Below are 21517 nucleotides of genomic sequence, written 5' to 3'. Positions count from 1 at the left end.
TCCGGCGTATCCGACCGAGCACCCCGTCCGTCCCCCCGTGTCAGCGCCGCGGTTCCCAGCGGAACCGCTTGCGTACAGCAAACACGCCGAGCAGCGTCCAGGCCACCGCCGTGGCGAGCCGGCCGAGGATGTCGGCGCCGTCGAGCGCGCCCGTCCAGCCGCCTCTGATCAGGTCGATCGCCGGGGAGAGCGGCAGCAGTTCGCAGACCGAGGCCAGTGCGTCGGGCATGAGGTCCACCGGTACGACCATGCCGGAGCCCACCATCGACAGGAGCAGCATCGGCATCACGGAGATCTGCGCGCCCTCCGCGGAGCGGGTGAAGGCCGCGGTCGCCGCCGCGAGGACGCACATCAGCAGCGCGCCGAGCAGCAGCCCGGCCACCGCGAGCCACACCGCCCGGGGTGCGGCGACGTCCAGGACCACGGTGCAGCCGGCCGCCAGCAGCACGCACTGGACGAGTGCCAGCGTCACCGCCGGGAGCGAGGCACCGGCCAGGATCTCCAGGTCGCGGGGTTCGCCGGTGCGCAGCCGTTTGAGGACGAGTTCCTCGCGGCGTACGACGAAGACGCCGGTCAGGGCCGAGTAGACGGCGAAGAGCAGGACGTAGCCGAGCGAGCCGGGCAGCAGGACCGTGCCGACGGTCAGCCCGCTGTCCTCCATGTCCATGCCGTCGACCGCCGAGCTCATGGAGAAGGTGAGCATCGCGGGCAGCACCAGGGCGGTGAACATCGCCGCCTTGTTGCGGCCGAGCAGGGTGAGTTCGGCGCGGGCGAGCGCCTTCATCCGGGAGGCGGGGGTGCTCTGCGGGGCCGTGCGGACCCGGGGGCGGGCCAGGTCGGTGGTGCTCATCGGGTCGGCTCCTGTTCCCGGGCGATGTGCAGGAAGGCCTCTTCGAGGGTGGCCGAGCGGATGTCGAGGCCGCCCAGCTCGACGCGGTTCTCCCGGGCCCACAGCAGCAGTTCGGTGGCGGTGTGCTGGAGCGCGGTGGTCCGCAGCCGTACGGTCCGGCCCTCGCTCTCGTGGGAGCCGACGCCGAGCCGGGCCAGCGGAGGGAGGTCGCCCAGGTGGTAGCCGTCGGGCAGGTCGAAGCAGAGGCGCGCGGGCTGGGCGGCGACCACGTCGGCCACCCGCCCGGCGGCCGCGATGCGCCCTTCGTGCAGGATGGCGAGCCGCTCGGCGAGCGCCTCGGCCTCCTCCAGGTAGTGCGTGGTCAGCAGCACGGTGGTGCCCGCGTCCCGCAGTTCGCGGACCAGCTCCCAGGTGGTGTGGCGGCCCTCGGCGTCCAGGCCGGTGGTCGGCTCGTCGAGGAAGAGCACCTCGGGCCGGGCCAGCAGGGCGAGCGCGAGGTCGAGCCGGCGCTTCTCGCCGCCGGAGAGCTGCTTGACGCGTACGTCCGCGCGCCGGGCGAGCCCGACCAGCTCCAGCGCCTCGCCCACGGGCCGGGCGCCGCTGGTGCAGCCCGCCCACATCCGTACGGTCTCCGCGACGGTCAGCTCGGACGGGAAGCCGCCCTCCTGGAGCATCACCCCGGTGCGGGGGCGCACGGCGGCCCGTTCGGTGTACGGGTCGTGGCCGAGCACCCGGACCGTTCCGGCGCTCGGCGGGGCGAGCCCTTCGAGCAGTTCGACGGTGGACGTCTTGCCGGCGCCGTTGGTGCCGAGCAGCGCGAAGAGTTCACCGCGCGCCACGGAGAAGGAGATTCCACGAACGGCCTCGAAGCCTCCGGCGTAGGTGCGCCGCAGCTCCTCGACCTCGATCACATCTGGCATGCGTCCAGCGTCGCGCGGGAGCGGGGCCGGGGGCAGTGCGCGGTGTCACCGCCGCCCATGACAAATGTCAGGGGCCCGGCGGGACGCCGACACGACGAAGGCCCCGGTCTGATGACCGGGGCCTTCGCCTTCTGAGCGGACGACGAGATTCGAACTCGCGACCCTCACCTTGGCAAGGTGATGCTCTACCAACTGAGCCACGTCCGCATTGCTGCCGCTCGGCTCTCACCGGCGGTGCGAACACCACTCTACCTGATCCACAACCGTGGTCGGTAAGTGATGCAGAGCGGGTGACAGGAATTGCACACTGCGCCTCCCCCCTGGAAGGGGGGTGTTCTACTACTGAACTACACCCGCACGCTCCGGTGGACCCGGGCCTTTCGGCCTTGCCCCTCGGCGTGCTCCAGACTCTAGCCGATCACCCCGGGTGCCGTGCAACTCGGTTGCCGGGGCCCGCAGTCCGAGGGCCCCGGCGCCGCTCGCCGTCCCGGGGCTCAGCTCGCCGCGCTGAACGCCTCGTAGACCTTCTTGGGGATGCGTCCCCGGGTCGGTACCTCCATGTGGTGCGAGCGGGCCCAGGCGCGGACCGCCGCCGGGTCGGGGGCGACGTCGGTGTGCCGGAAGACCTTCCCGGACCGCGACTGCTTGCGCCCGGCCTTCACATACGGTGCCAGAGCCTTCCGCAGTTTCTTCGCATTGACGAGATTGAGATCGATCTCGTAGGCCTTCCCGTCCAGGCCGAACGTGACTGTTTCCGCCGCTTCTCCGCCGTCCAGGTCGTCGGAGAGCGTGACTACTACGCGCTGAGCCACGGATATCGGTTCCTTCCTGTGGTCCGCCGTTCTCACGTGTCTGACGTGCGGCGATCCCGGCCTACCGGCTGTTTTGGAGCAAGGTGTTTCTCTCGGGTTCCCCCCGAGAAACCTTTGTACAGCCGTCGGCATTGCATGGTGAAGCCCAGACAATTGCATGCGCGTGTCCGATCGCAATCCACGGGGACGGTTTTTCCCGGGATTTTTCCCACGCGCGGTCGGGGCCGAAACCGGAACGTGATCGGACCTCTCCGATATCTACTCGCGTAGATTTTCGGGCCGGGTACTCTGAGGGAACCGCCTTCGCACCACACCACCACGGGAGTGCCAGTGGCACGCGTCGTAGTCGACGTCATGCTCAAGCCGGAGATCCTCGACCCGCAGGGACAGGCGGTGCAGCGCGCACTGCCCCGTCTCGGCTTCGAGGGGATCGCCGACGTTCGCCAAGGAAAGCGTTTCGAGCTGGATGTGGAAGGGCCCCTCGACGAGGCCGCCCTCGCCCGCATCCACAAGATGGCCGAAACGTTCCTCGCCAACACCGTCATCGAGGACTTCACCGTGAAGGTCGAGGAGTCCAAGTGACCGCTCGCATCGGTGTCGTCACCTTCCCCGGGACGCTCGACGACCGCGACAGCCTGCGGGCCGTGCGGATCGCGGGTGCCGAGCCGGTGTCGCTGTGGCACCGCGACAAGGACCTCAAGCAGGTCGACGCGGTCGTCCTGGCCGGCGGCTTCTCCTACGGCGACTACCTGCGGGCCGGAGCCATCTCCCGCTTCTCGCCGGTGATGGAGACGGTCATCGACCAGGCGAAGGCCGGCATGCCGGTGCTCGGCATCTGCAACGGCTTCCAGGTCCTCACCGAGTCCCACCTGCTGCCGGGCGCGATGCTCCGCAACAACCACCTGCACTTCATCTGCCGCGAGCAGAAGCTGCGGGTGGAGAACGACCGGACCGCGTGGACCGCCGACTACGAGGCGGGCCAGGAGATCCAGGTCCCGCTGAAGAACATGGACGGCCGGTACGTCGCCGACGAGCGCACGCTCGACGAGCTGGAGGCCGAGGGCCGCGTCGCCTTCCGCTACCTGGACATGAACCCCAACGGCTCGCTCCGCGACATCGCCGGCATCACCAACGCCGTCGGCAACGTCGTCGGTCTGATGCCGCACCCCGAGCACGCCGTGGAGCCGCTGGTCGGCACCGGCCGCACCGACGGCCTCGGTTTCTTCACCTCGATCCTCAAGAAGCTGGTCAACGCCTGATGAGCCTCGACACCGTCAAGCACGCCACCGGGACGCCCGACGTCGAGCAGCCGTGGAAGGAGCTCGGCCTCAAGGAGGACGAGTACGCCCGGATCCGGCAGATCCTGGGCCGCCGCCCCACCGGCGCCGAGCTCGCCATGTACTCCGTGATGTGGTCGGAGCACTGCTCGTACAAGAGCAGCAAGGTCCACCTGCGCCAGTTCGGCGAGAAGGTGCCCGAGAACGACGCGATGCTCGTGGGCATCGGCGAGAACGCGGGCGTCGTCGACGTCGGCCAGGGCTACGCGGTCACCTTCAAGGTGGAGTCCCACAACCACCCCAGCTACATCGAGCCGTACCAGGGCGCGGCCACCGGTGTCGGCGGCATCGTCCGCGACATCCTGGCGATGGGCGCCCGCCCGGTCGCGGTCGTCGACCCGCTGCGCTTCGGCGCGGCCGAGCACCCCGACACCAAGCGCGTCCTGCCGGGCGTGGTCGCGGGCATCGGCGGTTACGGCAACTGCCTCGGCCTGCCGAACATCGGCGGCGAGGTCGTCTTCGACGAGTGCTACCAGGGCAACCCGCTGGTCAACGCCGGCTGCATCGGCGTGATGAAGCACGAGGACATCCACCTCGCGAAGGCGTCCGGCCCCGGCAACAAGGTGATCCTGTACGGCGCCCGTACCGGCGGCGACGGCATCGGCGGTGTGTCGGTCCTGGCCTCGGAGACCTTCGAGTCGACGGGTCCGGCGAAGAGGCCCGCGGTCCAGGTCGGCGACCCCTTCCAGGAGAAGCTCCTCATCGAGTGCACCCTGGAGATCTTCAAGGAGAAGCTGGTCGCGGGCATCCAGGACCTGGGCGGCGCGGGCCTGTCCTGCGCGACCTCGGAGCTGGCGAGCGCCGGCTCCGGCGGTATGCGCGTGGACCTGGAGACGGTCCCGCTGCGCGACGCCACGCTCTCGCCCGAGGAGATCCTCATGAGCGAGTCCCAGGAGCGCATGTGCGCGGTGGTCGAGCCGCGGTATGTGGACCGCTTCATGGAGATCTGCGAGAAGTGGGACGTCATCGCCACGGTCATCGGCGAGGTGACGGACGGCGAGCGTCTGGAGATCTTCTGGCACGGCGAGCAGATCGTGGACGTACCGCCGCGGACCGTGGCGCACGAGGGCCCGGTGTACGAGCGCCCCTACGCCCGTCCCTCCTGGCAGGACGCCCTCCAGGCGGACGACGCGGGCAGGCTGCCGCGGCCGTCGACGTCCGAGGAGCTGCGTGCGCAGGTCCTGCGGCTGGTCGGCTCCCCCAACCAGGCGTCGAAGGCCTGGATCACGGACCAGTACGACCGTTTCGTGCAGGGCAACACCGTCCTGGCGCAGCCCGAGGACGCGGGCATGGTCCGTATCGACGAGGAGTCGAACCTCGGGGTCGCGATGGCGACGGACGGCAACGGCCGGTACGCGAAGCTCGACCCGTACGCGGGCGCGCAGCTCGCGCTGGCCGAGGCGTACCGCAACGTGGCCGCCTCCGGCGCCAAGCCGCTGGCCATCTCGGACTGCCTGAACTTCGGTTCGCCCGAGGACCCGGACGTGATGTGGCAGTTCGCCGAGGCCACCCGCGGTCTGGCGGACGGCTGCCTCCAGCTGGGCACCCCGGTGACCGGCGGCAACGTCTCGCTCTACAACCAGACCGGTGACACCGCCATCCACCCGACGCCGGTGGTCGCCGTCCTCGGTGTGATCGACGACGTGACGCGCCGTACGCCGATCGCCTTCGCGGAGCAGGGCCAGCTGCTGTACCTCCTCGGTGACACCCGGGAGGAGTTCGGCGGTTCTGCCTGGTCCCAGGTGATCCACGACCACCTCGGCGGGCTGCCGCCGCGGGTGGACCTGGACCGGGAGAAGCTGCTCGGCGAGATCCTGATCTCGGCCTCGCGCGACGGGATGATCGACGCGGCGCACGACCTGTCCGACGGCGGTCTCGTCCAGGCCGTGGTCGAGTCCTGCCTGCGGAGCGGGCACGGGGCGCGGCTGGTGGTCCCGGAGGGGCTGTCCGCGTTCACCTTCCTGTTCAGCGAGTCCGCGGGACGGGCGGTCGTCGCGGTGCCGCGCAGCGAGGAGCTCCGCTTCACCGACATGTGCGGGGCCCGCGGGCTGCCGGCGACCCGTATCGGTGTCGTCGACGGGGATTCCGTCGAGGTGCAGGGCGAGTTCACCGTGGGGCTGGCGGAGCTGCGCGAGGTCCACGAGGCGACGATTCCGGCGCTGCTGGCGTGAGGTGACCTGTCGGCCGTACGACGAAGGGGCCCCGGGGTTTTCCCGGGGCCCCTTCGTCGGTCCTCTCTCCTTCGGCCCTCCCTCGTCTTCCCCGGGGCTCAACCGGCCTGGCGGGGCAGGCGCGTCGCCAGAGCGGCGGCCGCCGCCATCAGCACCGCCCCCACCACGAACACCACGTCCATCCCCGTCGTGAGGGCCTGCACCCCCGACGCGTGCGACGGTCCGCGCAGCGCGCCGAGCGCGCTCGTGGAGCCGCCCGGGCCCTTCGCCTCGTACACCCGGCTCAGCAGGGTGCCGAACAGGGCCGCGCCCAGGGCGTTGCCGAGGGTCTGGAAGAAGCGGGTGCCCGTCGTCGCGACGCCCAGCTGCCGGGGCGGGGCCGCCTGCTGGACGATCAGGACGAGCTGGCCGACGAGCAGCCCGAAACCGACGCCCATCAGCAGCAGTTCGGCCCGGATCTGCCACAGGCTGGTGGTCACCCCGGTGGTCGCCAGCAGGGCCAGAGCCGCCGTCGACGCGGTCGAGCCGGCCAGGACGAAGGTCTTCTGGGACCAGCCGCGTGCCGCGAGCCGCTCCGAGGCGATGCCGACCGCGGTCATGCCGATCGCCATCGGGATGAGGTAGAGGCCCGCCGAGGTGGCCCCGATGCCCCGGACGACCTGGAGGTAGATCATCACGTAGACCAGGGTGCCCATCATCGCGGCCCCGACCAGCGCCTGGATGGCGAAGCCGAGCCGCATCGCGGGGACCTTGAACATCGACAGCGGCAGGATCGGCTCGGCCGCCGTGGTCTGGCGGCGCAGGAACAGGGCCAGCGCCGCCGCGCTCGCCGCCGCGAGGCCGAGGATCTGCGGCGAGGACCAGGCGTAGTCCTTGCCGCCCCACTCCGTCACCAGCAGCAGGGACACCGAGAACGCCGCCGCGAGCACCGCGCCCGCGAAGTCGATCCGGTGCCGCACCGGGGTGACCGGCAGCCGGAGCACCACGGCCGCGCCGGCCAGCACGGCGATGCCGACCGGCAGGTTGACGTAGAAGATCCAGCGCCAGTCGGCGTGGTCCGCGAGCGTGCCCCCGAGCCACGGGCCGAGCGCCATGCCGGCCCCGGCCACGACTCCGCCGATGCTGCCACCCTTGCCGCGCCCGCCGCCGCCGTTGCCGGGGGCCTGGAGCTGGGCGAGGACGACCATGGTCACGCTCATCAGGCCGCCGCCGCCGACGCCCTGCACGGCGCGGGCCGCGATGAGCTGACCCATGGACTGGGCGGCCCCGCACAGCGCCGACCCGAGCAGGAAGGTGGCGATGGCGCCCACGAACACCTTCTTGGCGCCGATGGTGTCGCACAGCTTCCCGTACAGCGGCAGCACCGCCGCCGAGGCGAGCGCGAACGCGCTGATCAGCCACGGGATCTTGTCCACCCCGTGCACCGGGTCCAGGTCCTGGACGATCGGGACGGTCGCGGCCGAGACGATGTTGGTGTCGAGCACCGCGAGCAGGATCGTCACCAGGCAGACGGCGAACGCGATCTTCGTACGGGCCGGGGACATCGGGGTGTCGGCCGCGTGGGCCGGTGTGCTGGTACGCGGGAGCGTCCGCGCTGCTTCGGGCATGGCTGTGCCCGGTGTCCTGGACATGGTGAATTCCCCCTCCGGGGCGCCGGTACGGGCCGTACGCCGTGGTCGTCTTCGGCACCACTGTGGAGCATCTATCTATACCGAGTCAATGTTTTATCCAGGGCTAATATTCATCCTGGTACAGTGATGCTCATGGTGGAGTACGAGGAGTCACCCGCCCCGGCCGGTCTGGGCCTGCGGGAGCGCAAGAAGTGGCAGACCCGGCGCCGGCTCATGGCCACGGCCGTGGAGCTCTTCACCGAGCGGGGGTTCGACAAGGTCTCGGTGGCGGAGATCGCCGAGGCGGCCGAGGTGTCGAAGATGACCGTCTTCAACCACTTCGGCAGCAAGGAGGATCTGGCGCTCGGGCCCGTGGAGGAGCACACCGAGGACGTGGTCCGCGCCGTCCGCGAGCGGGCCCCCGGCGAGTCGGTGACCACCGCCGTACGCCGCCACTACCTGGCGGCCGTGGAGGCCCGCGACGCCGCCGTGGGCCTCTGCGACCAGCCGCTGGTCGTCAAGCTGCTGCGGCTCATCATGGAGACCCCGGTGCTGCTGAACCGGGCCCACGCGGCGCTCGTCCGCAGCTCCGACCTGGTCGCGGAGGCGCTCCGGGAGGAGACCGGGGATCCGGTGCTCGCGCGGGTCGCGGCGGCCCAGCTGATGGGGACGCGCGCGACGCTGATCAGCGAGAACCATCGCCGCCTGCTGCTCGGCGAACCGGCCGAGCGGATCGTTCCGGATGCGGTGCGGTTGGCTGGGCGGGGGTTCGATCTGGTGGAGTTCGGCTTGCGCGACTTCCCCACGAGCTAGCCCTCGGCCCCGCCGTCGGCCGACGGCCCGCGAGCGGCCCCGGGGGCGGGTGGTCGCCGACGGGCGGCGGACCCTGGCTGGCTGGTCGCGCAGTTCCCCGCGCCCCTGGGGTCCGTTTTTGCCTGCGGGTTGTGGTGGGCTGCTCGCGCAGTTCCCCGCGCCCCTAAAGGCCAGTGGCTGAGCCAACGCTTCCGGCTGAGGCCGACCCCCTAGGGGGCGCGGGGAACTGCGCGAGCAGCCCACCACTGACCGGCAGTCGAAGCCCCGGCCGGTTAAGGGGCGCGGGGAACTGCGCGAGCAACCCACCACCGACCGGCAGTCGAAGTCCCGGCCGGTTAAGGGGCGCGGGGAACTGCGCGAGCAACCCACCACCGACCGGCAGTCGAAGCCCCGGCCGGTTAAGGGGCGCGGGGAACTGCGCGAGCAACCCACCACTGACCGGCGGCCGAAGCCCCGGCCGGTTAAGGGGCGCGGGGAACTGCGCGACCAGCCCACCGCCGACCGGCAGTCGAAGTCCGGGCCCCACACCGCCCCGCCGAATAGGCTCCCCGCATGCCCCCCGCCAAAAAGCGCCAGCGCCCCCGTACCTATGACTCCGCCAAAATCCGCCCCGCCGTTCTCGGCCAGTTCGCGCACGTGCGCGAGGCGGTGGCGGGGCTGGGACCCGAGGTTCTGGGGCGGCCGACCCGGCTCGCGGGGTGGAGCGTGCGCGACCTCGCGCTCCATCTGGCGGAAGCCGTCGACGTGGTCGCCCGGAACCTGGCCGAGCCGCCCCCGCCCCCGCTCGCGCCCCCCGCCCGCCCGGAGCTCACCCTCCTGGAGTGGCCGTTCGCCGAGCCCGTACGGCCCCACGCCCCGCCGACGGACACCACCACCGGCCTCGACGTGCTCTACGACGACATCGCCACCCGTACCGCCCGGCTCCTGCCCGACGCGCCGGACACCCGGCTGGTGTCGACCCGCGTCGGCACCATGACCCTCGCCGACCACCTGGTCACCCGCACGGTGGAGCTCTGCGTCCACACCGACGACCTGAACGACGCCGTGCCCGGCCTCGACATCCCGTACGAGCGACAGGCGCTCGCCGCCTGCACCCGGCTGCTCGCCGACGCGCTCGCGGCGAAGGCGCCGGGCGGCTCGGTGGAGGTGCGCGTCCCGCCGTACGCGGTGGTGCAGTGCGTCGAGGGCCCCCGGCACACCCGGGGCACGCCCCCGAACGTCGTCGAGACCGACCCGCTCACCTGGCTCCGGCTCGCCACCGGGCGCCGGGCGTGGGCGGACGAGGTGGAGGCGGCGCGCATCGCGGCGAGCGGGGAGCGGGCGGACCTCTCCGCGCTCCTGCCGGTGCTCTCCCGCTGACGCCGGTGCCCGCCCGCTGACACCGGTGCTCTCCCGCTGAAAGAAGGACCCCCCTGGCCGGGCGCCGGGCCCGGAAAGGGCCGCCCGAATGGCCGCCCGAATGCCGCCCCGGCCAGGGTGGTCATATGGCTACGGCAGGTGACGCCCGGGCAGCACCCCGCACCCCCGCGCGCGACCTCCGTCACATTCCCCGCCCGGTCCCCCCCACCGCGCATTTCCCGCCGTGGCGGGAAAAGCCCTGCTCCACCCCGTCCGGCAGATGCCACAAACCGCCCACTGCCCTCCTCTCGTCCGTATCCCCAATTCGGACCAGTGGTCGATCTCGCCTACACTCGGTGGCGTGCCACGTGGTGACGGTCGACTCAATCATGATCTGCTCCCCGGCGAGAAAGGCCCCCAGGACGCTTGCGGCGTCTTCGGCGTCTGGGCTCCGGGTGAAGAGGTCGCCAAGCTCACTTACTTCGGGCTTTACGCCCTCCAGCATCGGGGCCAGGAATCCGCGGGAATCGCGGTCAGCAACGGCTCCCAGATCCTCGTCTTCAAGGACATGGGACTCGTCTCCCAGGTCTTCGACGAGACCTCTCTCGGTTCCCTCCAGGGCCATATCGCGGTCGGTCACGCCCGCTACTCGACCACCGGTGCCTCCGTGTGGGAGAACGCGCAGCCGACGTTCCGGGCGACCGCCCACGGCTCGATCGCGCTCGGCCACAACGGCAACCTGGTGAACACCGCCCAGCTGGCGGAGATGGTCGCCGACCTGCCCAAGGAGAACGGCCGCGCGACCCAGGTCGCCGCCACCAACGACACCGACCTCGTCACCGCCCTGCTCGCGGGGCAGACCGACGAGGACGGCAAGCCCCTCACCGTGGAGGAGGCGGCCGCCAAGGTCCTCCCCCAGGTGCAGGGCGCGTTCTCGCTGGTCTTCATGGACGAGCAGACGCTCTACTGCGCCCGTGACCCGCAGGGCATCCGCCCGCTGGTCATCGGCCGGCTGGAGCGCGGCTGGGTGGTCGCGTCGGAGACCGCCGCCCTCGACATCTGCGGCGCGAGCTTCGTCCGCGAGATCGAGCCGGGCGAGCTCGTCGCCATCGACGAGAACGGTCTGCGTACCTCTCGATTTGCACAAGCGAAGCCCAAGGGCTGTGTCTTCGAGTACGTGTACCTGGCCCGCCCCGACACCGACATCGCCGGGCGGAACGTCTACCTCTCCCGCGTGGAGATGGGACGGAAACTCGCCAAGGAAGCGCCGGCCGAGGCCGACCTGGTGATAGCGACTCCCGAGTCCGGCACCCCCGCGGCCATCGGCTACGCGGAGGCCAGCGGCATTCCGTACGGCTCGGGCCTGGTCAAGAACGCCTACGTCGGACGCACCTTCATCCAGCCCTCGCAGACCATCCGCCAGCTCGGGATCCGGCTGAAGCTGAACCCGCTGAAGGAAGTCATCCGGGGCAAGCGCCTGGTGGTCGTGGACGACTCGATCGTGCGCGGCAACACCCAGCGCGCGCTGGTGAAGATGCTCCGCGAGGCCGGGGCCGCCGAGGTCCACATCCGGATCTCGTCCCCGCCGGTCAAGTGGCCGTGCTTCTTCGGCATCGACTTCGCGACCCGCGCCGAGCTGATCGCCAACGGGATGACGATCGAGGAGATCGGCACCTCGCTCGGCGCCGACTCCCTCGCGTACATCTCCACGGACGCGATGATCGAGGCGACCACCATCCCCAAGGACAACCTCTGCCGCGCCTGCTTCGACGGGGTCTACCCGATGGAGCTCCCGGACCCCGAGCTGCTCGGCAAGCAGCTCCTGGAGACCGAGCTCGCGGCCGGTCCCGCCGCCACGGCCGCGGCCGACGCGCTGCGCCGCCCGTAGGCGCCCGCACGAACCCTGCAGTACGACACGAAAGTTCTCCAGAGCCATGTCATCTGCTGAATCCACTGGTGCCAGCTACGCAGCCGCGGGCGTCGACATCGAGGCGGGCGACCGCGCGGTCGAGCTGATGAAGGAGTGGGTGAAGAAGACCAAGCGCCCCGAGGTGCTGGGCGGCCTCGGCGGTTTCGCCGGGCTCTTCGACGCCTCCGCCCTCAAGCGCTACGAGCGTCCGCTGCTCGCCTCGGCCACCGACGGCGTCGGCACGAAGGTCGACCTCGCCCGCCGCCTCGGCGTGTACGACACGATCGGCCACGACCTGGTCGGCATGGTCGTGGACGACCTCGTGGTGTGCGGCGCCGAGCCGCTGTTCATGACCGACTACATCTGCGTCGGCAAGGTGCACCCCGAGCGGGTCGCCGCCATCGTGAAGGGCATCGCCGAGGGCTGTGTCCTCGCGGGCTGCGCGCTGGTCGGCGGCGAGACCGCGGAGCACCCGGGCCTGCTGGGCCCGGACGACTTCGACGTCGCCGGCGCCGGCACCGGCGTGGTCGAGTACGACCAGCTGCTCGGCGCGGATCGCATCCGCACGGGTGACGTCGTCATCGCCATGGCGTCCTCCGGACTTCACTCGAACGGGTACTCACTCGTCCGGCACGTGCTCTTCGACCGGGCGAAGATGTCGCTGGAGAGCCACGTGGAAGAGTTCGGCCGGACCCTGGGCGAGGAGCTCCTGGAGCCGACCAAGATCTACTCGCTGGACTGCCTGGCCCTCACCCGTACCGCCGAGGTGCACGCTTTCAGCCATGTCACCGGCGGCGGACTCGCCAACAACCTGGCCCGGGTCATCCCCGACCACCTGCACGCCGTGGTCGACCGCTCGACCTGGGCGCCGGGCGCGGTCTTCGACCTGGTCGGCACGGCCGGCAAGGTCGAGCGGCTGGAGCTGGAGAAGACGCTGAACATGGGCGTCGGCATGATCGCCATCGTTCCCGAGGCTTCGGTGGACGTGGCCCTGACGGCGCTGGCGGACCGGGGTGTGGACGCCTGGCCGGCCGGCCGGATCACCGAGCGCGGTGACCGCGCGACCGGCGCCGAGCTCACCGGCGACTACGCCAAGTAAGGCCTGCGGACAGCACAGAACCCGGCCCGGAGCGTGAGCTCCGGGCCGGGTTCGGTACTGCCTTGAGCAGCTAAAATGATGGCTGCGAAAAGCCGAAGGCCCTGAAAGACGAGCGCGCGTCAAGCACCGCGCCGCTGGGACGACGGACCGGACTCCTCGTCCTCGTCGTCGTCCTCGTTGTACAGCTCCGCATAGCGGGCGTACGGGTCGTCTTCCTCGTCGTCGTCCTCGAACGGCTCGCCATTCGGCGGCTGATTCGAGATCGGCTGCGAAGTCGATGCGCCCAGCTCGTTGGCCAGACGCGACAGGTCAGTCCCGCCGCTGCTGTACTTCAGCTGGCGGGCGACCTTCGTCTGCTTGGCCTTTGCCCGGCCGCGCCCCATGGCTCGACCCCCTCGGTGACGGGGCTCGACGGCCCCAGAGTCTTGACACGCGTTCATGGTTCGGAGCGGGCTCTCCGTGGAGAGACCGTGTCCGTAGGGCTTCAACGGTACCTGCTTCCGCGGCCATACGGTACGCCGCCCGCATGACGTGCCACTTCACAGAACCCGCAAGGAGCCCTTTCCTCGCTGGTCAACCGCGATTTTAACCTCTTCTCGGCGTCCGACCCGCCGACCGGCGTGAGTCTTGTCTCCCCTGTCGCCGGATGGGGCGCCGGATCGGACGCCGCGAGCGTCAGCGCCGACGCGCCTCGGCCATGCGCTGCTCGGCGATCCGGTCGGCCGCGGCGGCCGGCGGAATCCCGTCTTCCTTCGCACGTGCGAATATGGCCAGCGTGGTGTCGAAGATCTTCGCGGCCTTCGCCTTGCAGCGGTCGAAGTCGAAGCCGTGCAGCTCGTCGGCGACCTGGATCACGCCACCGGCGTTGACCACGTAGTCGGGCGCGTAGAGGATCGCGCGGTCCGCGAGGTCCTTCTCCACCCCCGGGTGCGCCAGCTGGTTGTTGGCCGCGCCGCACACGATCTTCGCGGTGAGGACCGGCACGGTCTCGTCGTCGAGCGCGCCGCCCAGGGCGCACGGGGCGTAGATGTCCAGCCCCTCCACCCGGATCAGCGCGGCCGTGTCGGCGACCGCGGTGACGCTGCCCGGGTGCTTGTCGAGGACGCGGCGCACCGACTCCTCGCGCACATCGGTGATCACGACCTCGGCGCCGTCCGCCACCAGGTGCTCCACGAGGTAGTGGCCCACCTTGCCCACACCCGCGACACCGACCTTGCGCCCGCGCAGCGTCGGGTCGCCCCACAGGTGCTGGGCGCTGGCCCGCATGCCCTGGAAGACACCGAACGCGGTGAGCACGGAGGAGTCGCCCGCGCCGCCGTTCTCGGGGGAGCGGCCGGTCGTCCACCGGCACTCGCGCGCCACCACGTCCATGTCCGCCACATAGGTGCCGACGTCGCACGCCGTCACGTAACGGCCGCCGAGCGAGGCCACCATCCGCCCGTAGGCGAGCAGGAGTTCCTCGGTCTTGTCGGTCTCCGGGTCACCGATGATCACGGCCTTGCCGCCGCCGTGGTCGAGGCCGGCCATGGCGTTCTTGTACGACATGCCGCGCGAGAGGTTGAGCGCGTCGGCGACGGCCTCGGCCTCGGTGGCGTAGGGGTAGAAGCGCGTTCCGCCGAGGGCCGGGCCCAGGGCGGTGGAGTGGATGGCGATGACGGCCTTGAGGCCCGTGGCGCGGTCCTGGCACAGCACGACCTGTTCGTGTCCGCCCTGGTCCGATCGGAACAGGGTGTGCAGAACATCCGCTGAGCTGACGGCGTCGCCGGTCACATCGGTCACGGTGGTGACTCCCAAGTACGAAGCGGCGTTTGGCGGTCCGCCTGTGGGTGGGGCGGGCCGCGTCGCGGCCCGCCCGGGGCCGCGCTGGGAGCAGAGTAAGTCCTACGCGTGCGTAGATCAGGCGCAGTGCCGAGGATCACCCTCCCGTCCCCCGCGCGCGTGGGACGATTCGACCCATGGCGGTGGTGTCCTCGGTGATCGTCCCGTACGCGTCCTATCTGCGGGTGTACGAGCCGCTGGCCGCCTTCCCCGAACCGGAGCGCGCCCACTGGGCGCGGTACGCGGAGCGCGGGCGCACCCCCGGTGCCCAGGACGAACACCGGCGCGCGCTGGCCGACCTGGTGCCGACGCCGCCGGTGGCGGTGCCGGTCCACGAGAGCGCGGACGCCTTCGTGGCCGAGGTCGACGGGGTGGTGTGCGTCTGCCCGTGGCGGACCCGGCTGCGCGGCTGGCAGGCCCTGGAGGTGCTGGCGGACCAGTTCCCGGCGCCGGTGCTCGACGCGCTGCTGCCGCCGGTGGTGCGCCGGCAGGCCGCGGCGGACTACGAGCGGTGGCGGGAGGCGAACCCGGACGCCCGGCCGTGGATCCTGACGGCGGTCTGGCACATCCCTGTGAGCTGGTTCACAGTCTTTTCGGACGAAGAGAGGGAGTATGTCCGGGCGGAGAGCGGCGCGGCGCCCGTGCTGCGCTACCGCACCCCGATGGTCCAGGCCCGTCGCCGCCTCGCGTGGGCGCTGCGGACCCTGCGCGACCACATCGACGAGGGGCCCCTGACGGAGGGCCTGGTCGACGTGGGGCGCTGGCTGGAGGAGTTCCACCCCCGTTCGCTGGTGGAGCTGGACTACGGCGGGCTGGTGCACGCCCTGCCGAGGGCGCGGCTGGAGGAGGACCGCTCGGCGGCCGACGTGGCCGAGGGGATCGCCGCGCTGCGGGCCGGGGACGGCGCGGGGGCGGCGAGGGCGTACGAGCGCTTCACGGAGCGCTGGCGGACCGTACGGGAGCGCCGGATGGCGAACTGACGGCCTGTCGGACTGAAGAGGCGTCCGAACGCGCCGCGCGCTCACCCGTTCGGGTGGGTGTCTTCGTACGCCTGAGTGACCCTTGCGAGCGGGTGCTCGGGACGTAGGTCCTGATCCGGGCCTTTGCCTCAAGCGTGACGGACCGCACTTACTGGGCCCTTGCGTCGATCCCCCATCCTCGTGCCAAAATAGGACAAGGAGTCCGGGGAGGGCTCCTTCCGTCCAACTAATGGCGGATTGCTTGGTATTGCCTGCTATGGGGGGTCTGATGACTCCTGATCGCTCTGTGACTGATCGTCACTGTGGCGTGACTGTCCGCTATGGCATGGTCCATCGGCTTCCGTCGCTGATGAACACCTGGGAGGGCAATTCCATCGGTTTGGCCGACGTGGCTGGACAGATGGTGTAGTTGTAGTGCCGAGGACAAGCCGTTCGTCCTATAACCGACTCGGCTCGCGTCCGCCATTTCGGGCAACGCGGGTCAAGGTGCAGAATTTAGAGGAAAGAACCGAGAAGGTTCGGTTCTCCCGAGGAGGCCGCTCATGACCGCTCGCACCCCTGATGCCGAGCCGCTGCTGACCCCGGCTGAGGTTGCCACGATGTTCCGCGTGGACCCGAAGACGGTCACCCGCTGGGCGAAGGCGGGCAAGCTCACGTCCATCCGCACGCTGGGTGGACACCGCCGGTACCGCGAAGCAGAGGTCCGTGCGCTGCTTGCGGGTATTCCGCAGCAGCGTAGCGAGGCCTGAACAACACCCCGATAACGGGCATTCCGGGGCCCCCACCCCGGTCGCCCACCCCATAGCTCCACTGGCGCCCTGCCCGCCCCAACGGGCTCGCCGTCATCGGCCGCGCTGGACTCCGCCGGGTCCAGCGCGGTCTTTTTCATGTCCCGGTCCGGGACTGTCCGGGCCGTCCGGGGGTAGTTCGCGGGGCATCCCCGGTGCCCTTCGGGGAGTGGTGCAATTGCACATATTAAATTGGGGGGTTGTAGGCACGGTGTAAGTTCCCCGGTTCCCAAAACTCGTTCGGTGACTCGCGTCACACCGTCCGGAGCGCTTTCCGAGGACAGCCTGCCACCGTCCGGGGGCCGGCGAACCCGCCGTAGGTCACCGCTCGGCGGGACTTTCGTCCTCGGCCGCGATGCCGGGCCGGGGTTCCTGGGGTGTCTCGGGGAGGGCGAGGAAGGGGTCGGGCTCGGTGGAGGGCTCCATGGCGAGCCGCAGGAGGCGCGAACAGACGGGGCAGTGGCGGGTGACGTGCCGGTAGCCGCTCGCGGCCGACAGGTGGGCGCGCAGCAGCGCCCGTGTCTCGTGCCTCGCGGACGACGCCTTCATGCGCCACCTCCGGAGTGGGGCCCGCTGTACCTCCTCCTTGGGTACCGGCGCCGGATGACCGCGTCAAGACGGCCGGAAACGCCAAGTGGGCCCGAATCCAGGGGGATCTGGACCCACTTGTCATGCGGGGGGCGGGCAGCAAGCACAGGGGCCCGCCTCCGTGGCGGACGCGGGCCGCGCCCGGCGGGCCGGGGCTGGACAGCACCGAAGCCCGCATCCACCGTGGATGCGGGCTTCGGTCTCGCTGCGGTCCTGACGGGATTTGCTGTGTCTGTTGCGCGGCTCCGCCGCGGGGCGCGGCCTCCGGCGGGCCGGTGCTGAAACAGCACCGAAGCCCGCATCCACGGGGGAGGCGGGCTTCGAATTCGCTGCGGTCCTGACGGGATTTGAACCCGCGGCCTCCACCTTGACAGGGTGGCGAGCACTCCAAACTGCTCCACAGGACCAGGTTTCGCAGCCTGTGCTTGCTCCTTGGCTGCGAGAGAGACTCTACAGCAGGTCAGCTGGTCAGGTCGAACTCACTCAGGGCGATGGGGCCGTCACGGCGTCCGTCCACGGCCGGCGTCACGGCGCCGCCGCGTCGATCGCCTTCACGATCCGCTTGTCCGAGACGGGGAACGCCGTGCCCAGCGCGTGTGCGAAGTAGCTGACCCGCAGCTCCTCGATCATCCAGCGGATGTCCAGGACCTCCCGCGGCACCGGCCGCCCCTGCGGCATCTGCTCCAGGAGCCAGGCGTATTCGTCCTGCATCTCGTGGACCTTCTCCATGCGCGTGGTGTCGCGCTGCACCGACGTCGGCATCTGCTGGAGCCGCCGGTCCACCGCCACCAGATAGCGCATCAGGTCCGGCAGCCGGCGCAGCCCCGTCAGGGTCACGAAACCCGCGGGCATCAGGGCCGCCAGCTGCTCCCGTACGTCCTGGAGGTTGTTGATCAGGACCAGGCTGTTGGTGGCCTTCAGACGGCGTTCGCAGGCCTGCCAGGCGGCCAGGATCTGCTGGACCTGCCCGACCGTTCGTACGGTCGCGTCGACGAGGTCCGCGCGCACCTTGTCGAAGAGCTTGCGGAAGGACTCCTCGTCCCACGCGGGACCCCCGTGGTCCGCGATCAGCTTGTCGGCGGCGGCCGTGGCGCAGTCATCGAAGAGCGCCTGCACCGAGCCGTGCGGATTGCGGGACAGGGCGAGCTTCTGCTGGTTGGTCAGCTTGTCCGAGGCGAACTTCGCCGGGTTCACCGGGATGTTCAGCAGGATCAGCTTCCGGGTGCCGCGCCACATCGCCTGCTGCTGCTCGGCCTCGGTGTCGAAGAGCCGTACGGAGACGGTCTCGCCGGAGTCGACGAGGGCCGGGTAGGCCTTCACCGGCTGTCCCGCGCGCTTGGTCTCGAAGACCTTCGTCAGGGTGCCGATCGTCCAGTCGGTCAGGCCCGTGCGCTCGATGGAGACCCCGCCCGAGGGGGCCGCCGCCGCGGCGGCCTGGGAGAGCGCCTGGCGGGCCTTGGGGCGCAACTGGAGCTTGAGCGCTTCGAGGTCCTTGTCCTCGGCCAGCTTGCGGCGCCGCTCGTCGACGATCCGGAACGTGATCTTCAGGTGGTCGGGGACGCGCGTCAGGTCGAAGTCCTCGGCCGTGACCGGCACTCCCACCATCCGCTGGAGCTCGCGCGCCAGCGTCACCGGCAGTGGCTCCTGCAACGGCACCGCACGCTCCAGGAACTTCGTCGCGAAGTTGGGCGCGGGCACGTAGTGGCGCCGGATCGGCTTGGGGAGGGAGCGGATCAGCTCCGTCACCACCTCCTCGCGCAGGCCCGGGATCTGCCAGTCGAAGCCCTCGTCGGTGACCTGGTTGAGCACCTGGAGCGGGACGTGGACGGTCACGCCGTCCGCGTCCGCGCCCGGCTCGAACTGGTAGGTGACCTTGAACTTGAGCCGGCCCTGGCGCCAGTTGTCCGGGTAGTCGTCCTTGGTGACGGCGAGCGCCGACTCCCGGATGAGCATCTCCCGCTCGAAGTCCAGGAACTCCGGCTCCTCATGGCGTTTGTGCTTCCACCAGGAGTCGAAGTGCGCCCCCGACACCACGTGTTCGGGCACCCGCTGGTCGTAGAAGTCGAAGAGCGTCTCGTCGTCGACCAGGATGTCGCGGCGCCGCGCCCGGTGCTCCAGCTCCTCGACCTCGGTCAGCAGCTTGCGGTTGTCGGCGAAGAACTTGTGGTGGGTGCGCCAGTCGCCCTCGACCAGCGCGTTGCGGATGAACAGCTCGCGCGAGGCCTCCGGGTCGATACGGCCGTAGTTCACCTTGCGGTTGGCGACGATCGGCACGCCGTACAGCGTGACCCTCTCGTACGCCATCACCGCGGCCTGGTCCTTCTCCCAGTGCGGCTCGCTGTAGGTGCGCTTGACCAGGTGCTGGGCGAGCGGCTCGATCCACTCGGGCTCGATCTTCGCGTTGACCCGCGCCCACAGGCGGGAGGTCTCCACGAGCTCGGCCGACATGAGGACCTTGGGCTGCTTCTTGAAGAGGGCGGAGCCCGGGAAGATCGCGAACTTGGCGCTGCGGGCGCCCAAGTACTCGTTCTTGTCCGTGTCCTTCAGCCCGATGTGCGACAGGAGGCCCGCCAGCAGCGACACATGGACGCTCTGCTCGGGGGCGTCCTCCTCGTTGAGGTGGATGCCCATGGTCTTGGCGACCGTCCGCAGCTGGGAGTAGATGTCCTGCCACTCCCGGATGCGCAGGAAGTTCAGGTACTCCTGCTTGCACATCCGGCGGAAGCTGGAGGAGCCGCGCTCCTTCTGCTGTTCGCGCACGTACCGCCACAGGTTGAGGAAGGCGAGGAAGTCGCTCGTCTCGTCCTTGAAGCGGGCGTGCTGCTGGTCGGCCTGCTGCTGCTTGTCGGAGGGGCGCTCGCGCGGGTCCTGGATGGAGAGCGCGGCGGCGATGACCATGACCTCGCGGACACAGCCGTTCTTGTCGGCCTCCAGGACCATCCGGGCGAGCCGCGGGTCGACCGGCAGCTGCGCGAGCTTGCGGCCCATCGGGGTGAGCCGCTTGCGGGGGTCCTTCTCCGCCGGGTCCAGCGCGTGCAGCTCCTGGAGGAGCTGGACGCCGTCGCGGATGTTGCGGTGGTCCGGCGGGTCGATGAAGGGGAACTTCTCGATGTCGCCGAGCCCGGCCGCGGTCATCTGGAGGATGACGGACGCCAGGTTGGTACGGAGGATCTCCGCGTCGGTGAACTCGGGCCGGGAGAGGAAGTCGTCCTCGGAGTAGAGCCGGATGCAGACGCCGTCGCTGGTACGGCCGCAGCGGCCCTTGCGCTGGTTGGCGCTGGCCTGCGAGATCGCCTCGATGGGCAGCCGCTGCACCTTGGTGCGGTGGCTGTAGCGGGAGATACGGGCGGTGCCGGGGTCGATGACGTACTTGATGCCCGGCACGGTCAGGGACGTCTCGGCGACGTTCGTGGCGAGCACGATCCTGCGGCCGGTGTGCTGCTGGAAGACGCGGTGCTGCTCGGCGTGGCTCAGGCGCGCGTACAGCGGCAGCACCTCGGTGGACCGGAGGTTCCTCTTGTTAAGGGCGTCCGCCGTGTCGCGGATCTCGCGCTCTCCGGAGAGGAAGACCAGGATGTCGCCGGGGCCCTCCGCCTGGAGCTCGTCGACGGCGTCGCAGATCGCGGTGATCTGGTCCCGGTCGGCGTCCTCGGAATCCTCTTCCAGCAGGGGGCGGTAGCGCACCTCCACCGGATACGTACGCCCGCTGACCTCGACGATGGGCGCGTCCCCGAAGTGGCGCGAGAAGCGCTCGGGGTCGATGGTCGCCGAGGTGATCACGACCTTGAGGTCGGGGCGCCGGGGCAGCAGCTGGGCCAGATAGCCCAGCAGGAAGTCGATGTTCAGGGACCGCTCGTGGGCCTCGTCGATGATGATCGTGTCGTAGGCGCGCAGCTCGCGGTCGGTCTGGATCTCGGCGAGCAGGATGCCGTCCGTCATCAGCTTCACGAAGGTCGCGTCCTGGTCGACCTGGTCGGTGAACCGGACCTTCCAGCCGACCGCCTCGCCGAGCGGGGTCTTCAGCTCGTCCGCGATGCGGTCCGCGACCGTACGGGCGGCGATCCGGCGGGGCTGGGTGTGCCCGATCATGCCGCGCACGCCCCGGCCCAGCTCCATGCAGATCTTCGGGATCTGGGTGGTCTTGCCGGAGCCGGTCTCACCCGCGACGATCACGACCTGGTGGTCCCGTATCGCCTCCAGGATCGTGTCCTTCTTCTGGCTGACCGGGAGCTGTTCGGGGTACGTGACCTCGGGCACGCGGGAGGCCCGCCGGGCGACGCGCTCGGCGGACCTGGCGGCCTCGGCGGCGATCTCGTCGAGCACGGCCTGCCGGGCCTCGGGCTTCTTGATGCGCCGGGCACCGTCCAGACGGCGGCCGAGCCGATGGGCGTCACGCAGCGAGATCTCGCCCAGCAGGGTCTGGAGATCGGCAAAGGAAGTAGACATACCTGCTTCAGGATCTCACCCGCCGAGCGGCGGTGGCG

General features: G+C 70.4%; 17 protein-coding genes and 3 tRNA genes. 9 read left to right on the top strand and 11 right to left on the bottom strand.

The window, feature by feature from the left end; translation table 11 throughout:
* Nucleotides 1-40: 40 nt before the first annotated feature.
* The 5 genes from ABZ404_RS17520 to ABZ404_RS17500 form a co-directional block, all read right to left on the bottom strand.
* The gene (locus tag ABZ404_RS17520) at nt 41-850 is read right to left on the bottom strand and encodes an ABC transporter permease (protein ID WP_358835780.1); all 810 of its coding nucleotides are present in this window, start codon (nt 848-850) and stop codon (nt 41-43) included.
* Nucleotides 847-1770, bottom strand: a complete 924-nt coding sequence (locus ABZ404_RS17515) for an ABC transporter ATP-binding protein (RefSeq protein WP_358835781.1) — start codon at nt 1768-1770, stop codon at nt 847-849. Before ABZ404_RS17515 ends, ABZ404_RS17520 begins: the two co-directional genes overlap by 4 nt.
* A gap of 134 nt (nt 1771-1904) precedes the next feature.
* Nucleotides 1905-1977 (bottom strand) — tRNA-Gly (locus ABZ404_RS17510).
* 78 nt (nt 1978-2055) lie between these two features.
* Nucleotides 2056-2127: transfer RNA gene (locus tag ABZ404_RS17505), tRNA-Gly, on the bottom strand.
* A 137-nt stretch (nt 2128-2264) separates the two neighbouring features.
* Entirely contained in the window at nt 2265-2582 is a 318-nt protein-coding gene (locus tag ABZ404_RS17500; RefSeq protein ID WP_358835782.1) for an Lsr2 family protein, read from the bottom strand.
* A gap of 324 nt (nt 2583-2906) precedes the next feature.
* Between ABZ404_RS17500 and purS the strand changes: the two genes are divergently transcribed.
* Genes purS through purL form a run of 3 tightly spaced genes read left to right on the top strand, consistent with a single transcriptional unit; the run spans nt 2907 to nt 6090 of the window.
* A complete protein-coding gene (gene purS / locus ABZ404_RS17495; RefSeq protein ID WP_358835783.1) occupies nt 2907-3164 on the top strand; it encodes a phosphoribosylformylglycinamidine synthase subunit PurS in 258 nt (85 codons plus the stop codon).
* Nucleotides 3161-3841: a phosphoribosylformylglycinamidine synthase subunit PurQ gene (gene purQ, locus ABZ404_RS17490; protein WP_358835784.1), complete on the top strand. Its 681-nt coding sequence runs from the start codon at nt 3161-3163 to the stop codon at nt 3839-3841. Before purS ends, purQ begins: the two co-directional genes overlap by 4 nt.
* Entirely contained in the window at nt 3841-6090 is a 2250-nt protein-coding gene (gene purL / locus ABZ404_RS17485; protein WP_358835785.1) for a phosphoribosylformylglycinamidine synthase subunit PurL, read from the top strand. Before purQ ends, purL begins: the two co-directional genes overlap by 1 nt.
* Nucleotides 6091-6188: 98 nt before the next feature.
* Here purL and ABZ404_RS17480 read toward each other — a convergent pair whose 3' ends face one another.
* Nucleotides 6189-7634: an MFS transporter gene (locus ABZ404_RS17480; RefSeq protein WP_358835787.1), complete on the bottom strand. Its 1446-nt coding sequence runs from the start codon at nt 7632-7634 to the stop codon at nt 6189-6191.
* Nucleotides 7635-7853: 219 nt separating this feature from the next.
* On the opposite strand from ABZ404_RS17480, the gene ABZ404_RS17475 reads away from it, so the two are divergent.
* From ABZ404_RS17475 to purM, 4 genes are all read left to right on the top strand, one after another.
* Nucleotides 7854-8513 carry a TetR/AcrR family transcriptional regulator gene (locus ABZ404_RS17475; protein WP_358835786.1) on the top strand — a complete coding sequence of 220 codons (660 nt, stop codon included), beginning with the start codon at nt 7854-7856 and terminating at the stop codon, nt 8511-8513.
* A gap of 552 nt (nt 8514-9065) precedes the next feature.
* Nucleotides 9066-9872 (top strand): sterol carrier family protein, encoded by an 807-nt coding sequence (locus ABZ404_RS17470; protein ID WP_358837542.1) that lies wholly within the window; start codon nt 9066-9068, stop codon nt 9870-9872.
* A gap of 340 nt (nt 9873-10212) precedes the next feature.
* On the top strand, nt 10213-11739 hold the full coding sequence (gene purF / locus ABZ404_RS17465) for an amidophosphoribosyltransferase (RefSeq protein WP_358837543.1): 1527 nt from the start codon (nt 10213-10215) through the stop codon (nt 11737-11739).
* 46 nt (nt 11740-11785) lie between these two features.
* Complete coding sequence (gene purM / locus ABZ404_RS17460; RefSeq protein WP_358990527.1) at nt 11786-12859, top strand: phosphoribosylformylglycinamidine cyclo-ligase; 1074 nt, start codon at nt 11786-11788, stop codon at nt 12857-12859.
* 119 nt (nt 12860-12978) lie between these two features.
* On the opposite strand, the gene ABZ404_RS17455 is transcribed toward purM, so the two are convergent.
* Nucleotides 12979-13242, bottom strand: coding sequence for a DUF3073 domain-containing protein (locus ABZ404_RS17455; protein ID WP_358836007.1), 264 nt, complete (start codon nt 13240-13242; stop codon nt 12979-12981).
* Nucleotides 13243-13534: 292 nt separating this feature from the next.
* Nucleotides 13535-14638: a Glu/Leu/Phe/Val dehydrogenase dimerization domain-containing protein gene (locus ABZ404_RS17450; protein WP_358836008.1), complete on the bottom strand. Its 1104-nt coding sequence runs from the start codon at nt 14636-14638 to the stop codon at nt 13535-13537.
* Nucleotides 14639-14814: 176 nt separating this feature from the next.
* On the opposite strand from ABZ404_RS17450, the gene ABZ404_RS17445 reads away from it, so the two are divergent.
* The gene (locus ABZ404_RS17445) at nt 14815-15657 is read left to right on the top strand and encodes a hypothetical protein (RefSeq protein WP_358836009.1); all 843 of its coding nucleotides are present in this window, start codon (nt 14815-14817) and stop codon (nt 15655-15657) included.
* 542 nt (nt 15658-16199) lie between these two features.
* Complete coding sequence (gene bldC / locus ABZ404_RS17440; RefSeq protein ID WP_003949541.1) at nt 16200-16406, top strand: developmental transcriptional regulator BldC; 207 nt, start codon at nt 16200-16202, stop codon at nt 16404-16406.
* A 360-nt stretch (nt 16407-16766) separates the two neighbouring features.
* On the opposite strand, the gene ABZ404_RS17435 is transcribed toward bldC, so the two are convergent.
* The 3 genes from ABZ404_RS17435 to hrpA form a co-directional block, all read right to left on the bottom strand.
* Nucleotides 16767-16994, bottom strand: a complete 228-nt coding sequence (locus ABZ404_RS17435) for a DUF6274 family protein (protein ID WP_358836010.1) — start codon at nt 16992-16994, stop codon at nt 16767-16769.
* 371 nt (nt 16995-17365) lie between these two features.
* Nucleotides 17366-17440, bottom strand: a tRNA-Asp gene (locus ABZ404_RS17430).
* Between the two features lie 118 nt (nt 17441-17558).
* The gene (hrpA, locus tag ABZ404_RS17425; protein ID WP_358836011.1) at nt 17559-21479 is read right to left on the bottom strand and encodes an ATP-dependent RNA helicase HrpA; all 3921 of its coding nucleotides are present in this window, start codon (nt 21477-21479) and stop codon (nt 17559-17561) included.
* Nucleotides 21480-21517: the final 38 nt, after the last annotated feature.

It is taken from the genome of Streptomyces sp. NPDC005878, assembly GCF_040629815.1.
GTDB lineage: Bacteria > Actinomycetota > Actinomycetes > Streptomycetales > Streptomycetaceae > Streptomyces.
The sequence above is the reverse complement of the archived record's forward strand: the minus strand, read 5'-3'. Positions and strand labels throughout refer to the sequence as shown.

Bases quoted from the DNA above. Each gene is read 5' to 3' on its own strand.
- ABZ404_RS17520 (WP_358835780.1), bottom strand. From the start codon at position 850: ATGAGCACCACCGACCTGGCCCGCCCCCGGGTCCGCACGGCCCCGCAG.
- ABZ404_RS17515 (WP_358835781.1), bottom strand. From the start codon at position 1,770: ATGCCAGATGTGATCGAGGTCGAGGAGCTGCGGCGCACCTACGCCGGA.
- purL (WP_358835785.1), top strand. From the start codon at position 3,841: ATGAGCCTCGACACCGTCAAGCACGCCACCGGGACGCCCGACGTCGAG.
- ABZ404_RS17480 (WP_358835787.1), bottom strand. From the start codon at position 7,634: ATGTCCCCGGCCCGTACGAAGATCGCGTTCGCCGTCTGCCTGGTGACG.
- ABZ404_RS17475 (WP_358835786.1), top strand. From the start codon at position 7,854: ATGGTGGAGTACGAGGAGTCACCCGCCCCGGCCGGTCTGGGCCTGCGG.
- ABZ404_RS17470 (WP_358837542.1), top strand. From the start codon at position 9,066: ATGCCCCCCGCCAAAAAGCGCCAGCGCCCCCGTACCTATGACTCCGCC.
- purM (WP_358990527.1), top strand. From the start codon at position 11,786: ATGTCATCTGCTGAATCCACTGGTGCCAGCTACGCAGCCGCGGGCGTC.
- ABZ404_RS17455 (WP_358836007.1), bottom strand. From the start codon at position 13,242: ATGGGGCGCGGCCGGGCAAAGGCCAAGCAGACGAAGGTCGCCCGCCAG.
- ABZ404_RS17445 (WP_358836009.1), top strand. From the start codon at position 14,815: ATGGCGGTGGTGTCCTCGGTGATCGTCCCGTACGCGTCCTATCTGCGG.
- bldC (WP_003949541.1), top strand. From the start codon at position 16,200: ATGACCGCTCGCACCCCTGATGCCGAGCCGCTGCTGACCCCGGCTGAG.
- ABZ404_RS17435 (WP_358836010.1), bottom strand. From the start codon at position 16,994: ATGAAGGCGTCGTCCGCGAGGCACGAGACACGGGCGCTGCTGCGCGCC.
- hrpA (WP_358836011.1), bottom strand. From the start codon at position 21,479: ATGTCTACTTCCTTTGCCGATCTCCAGACCCTGCTGGGCGAGATCTCG.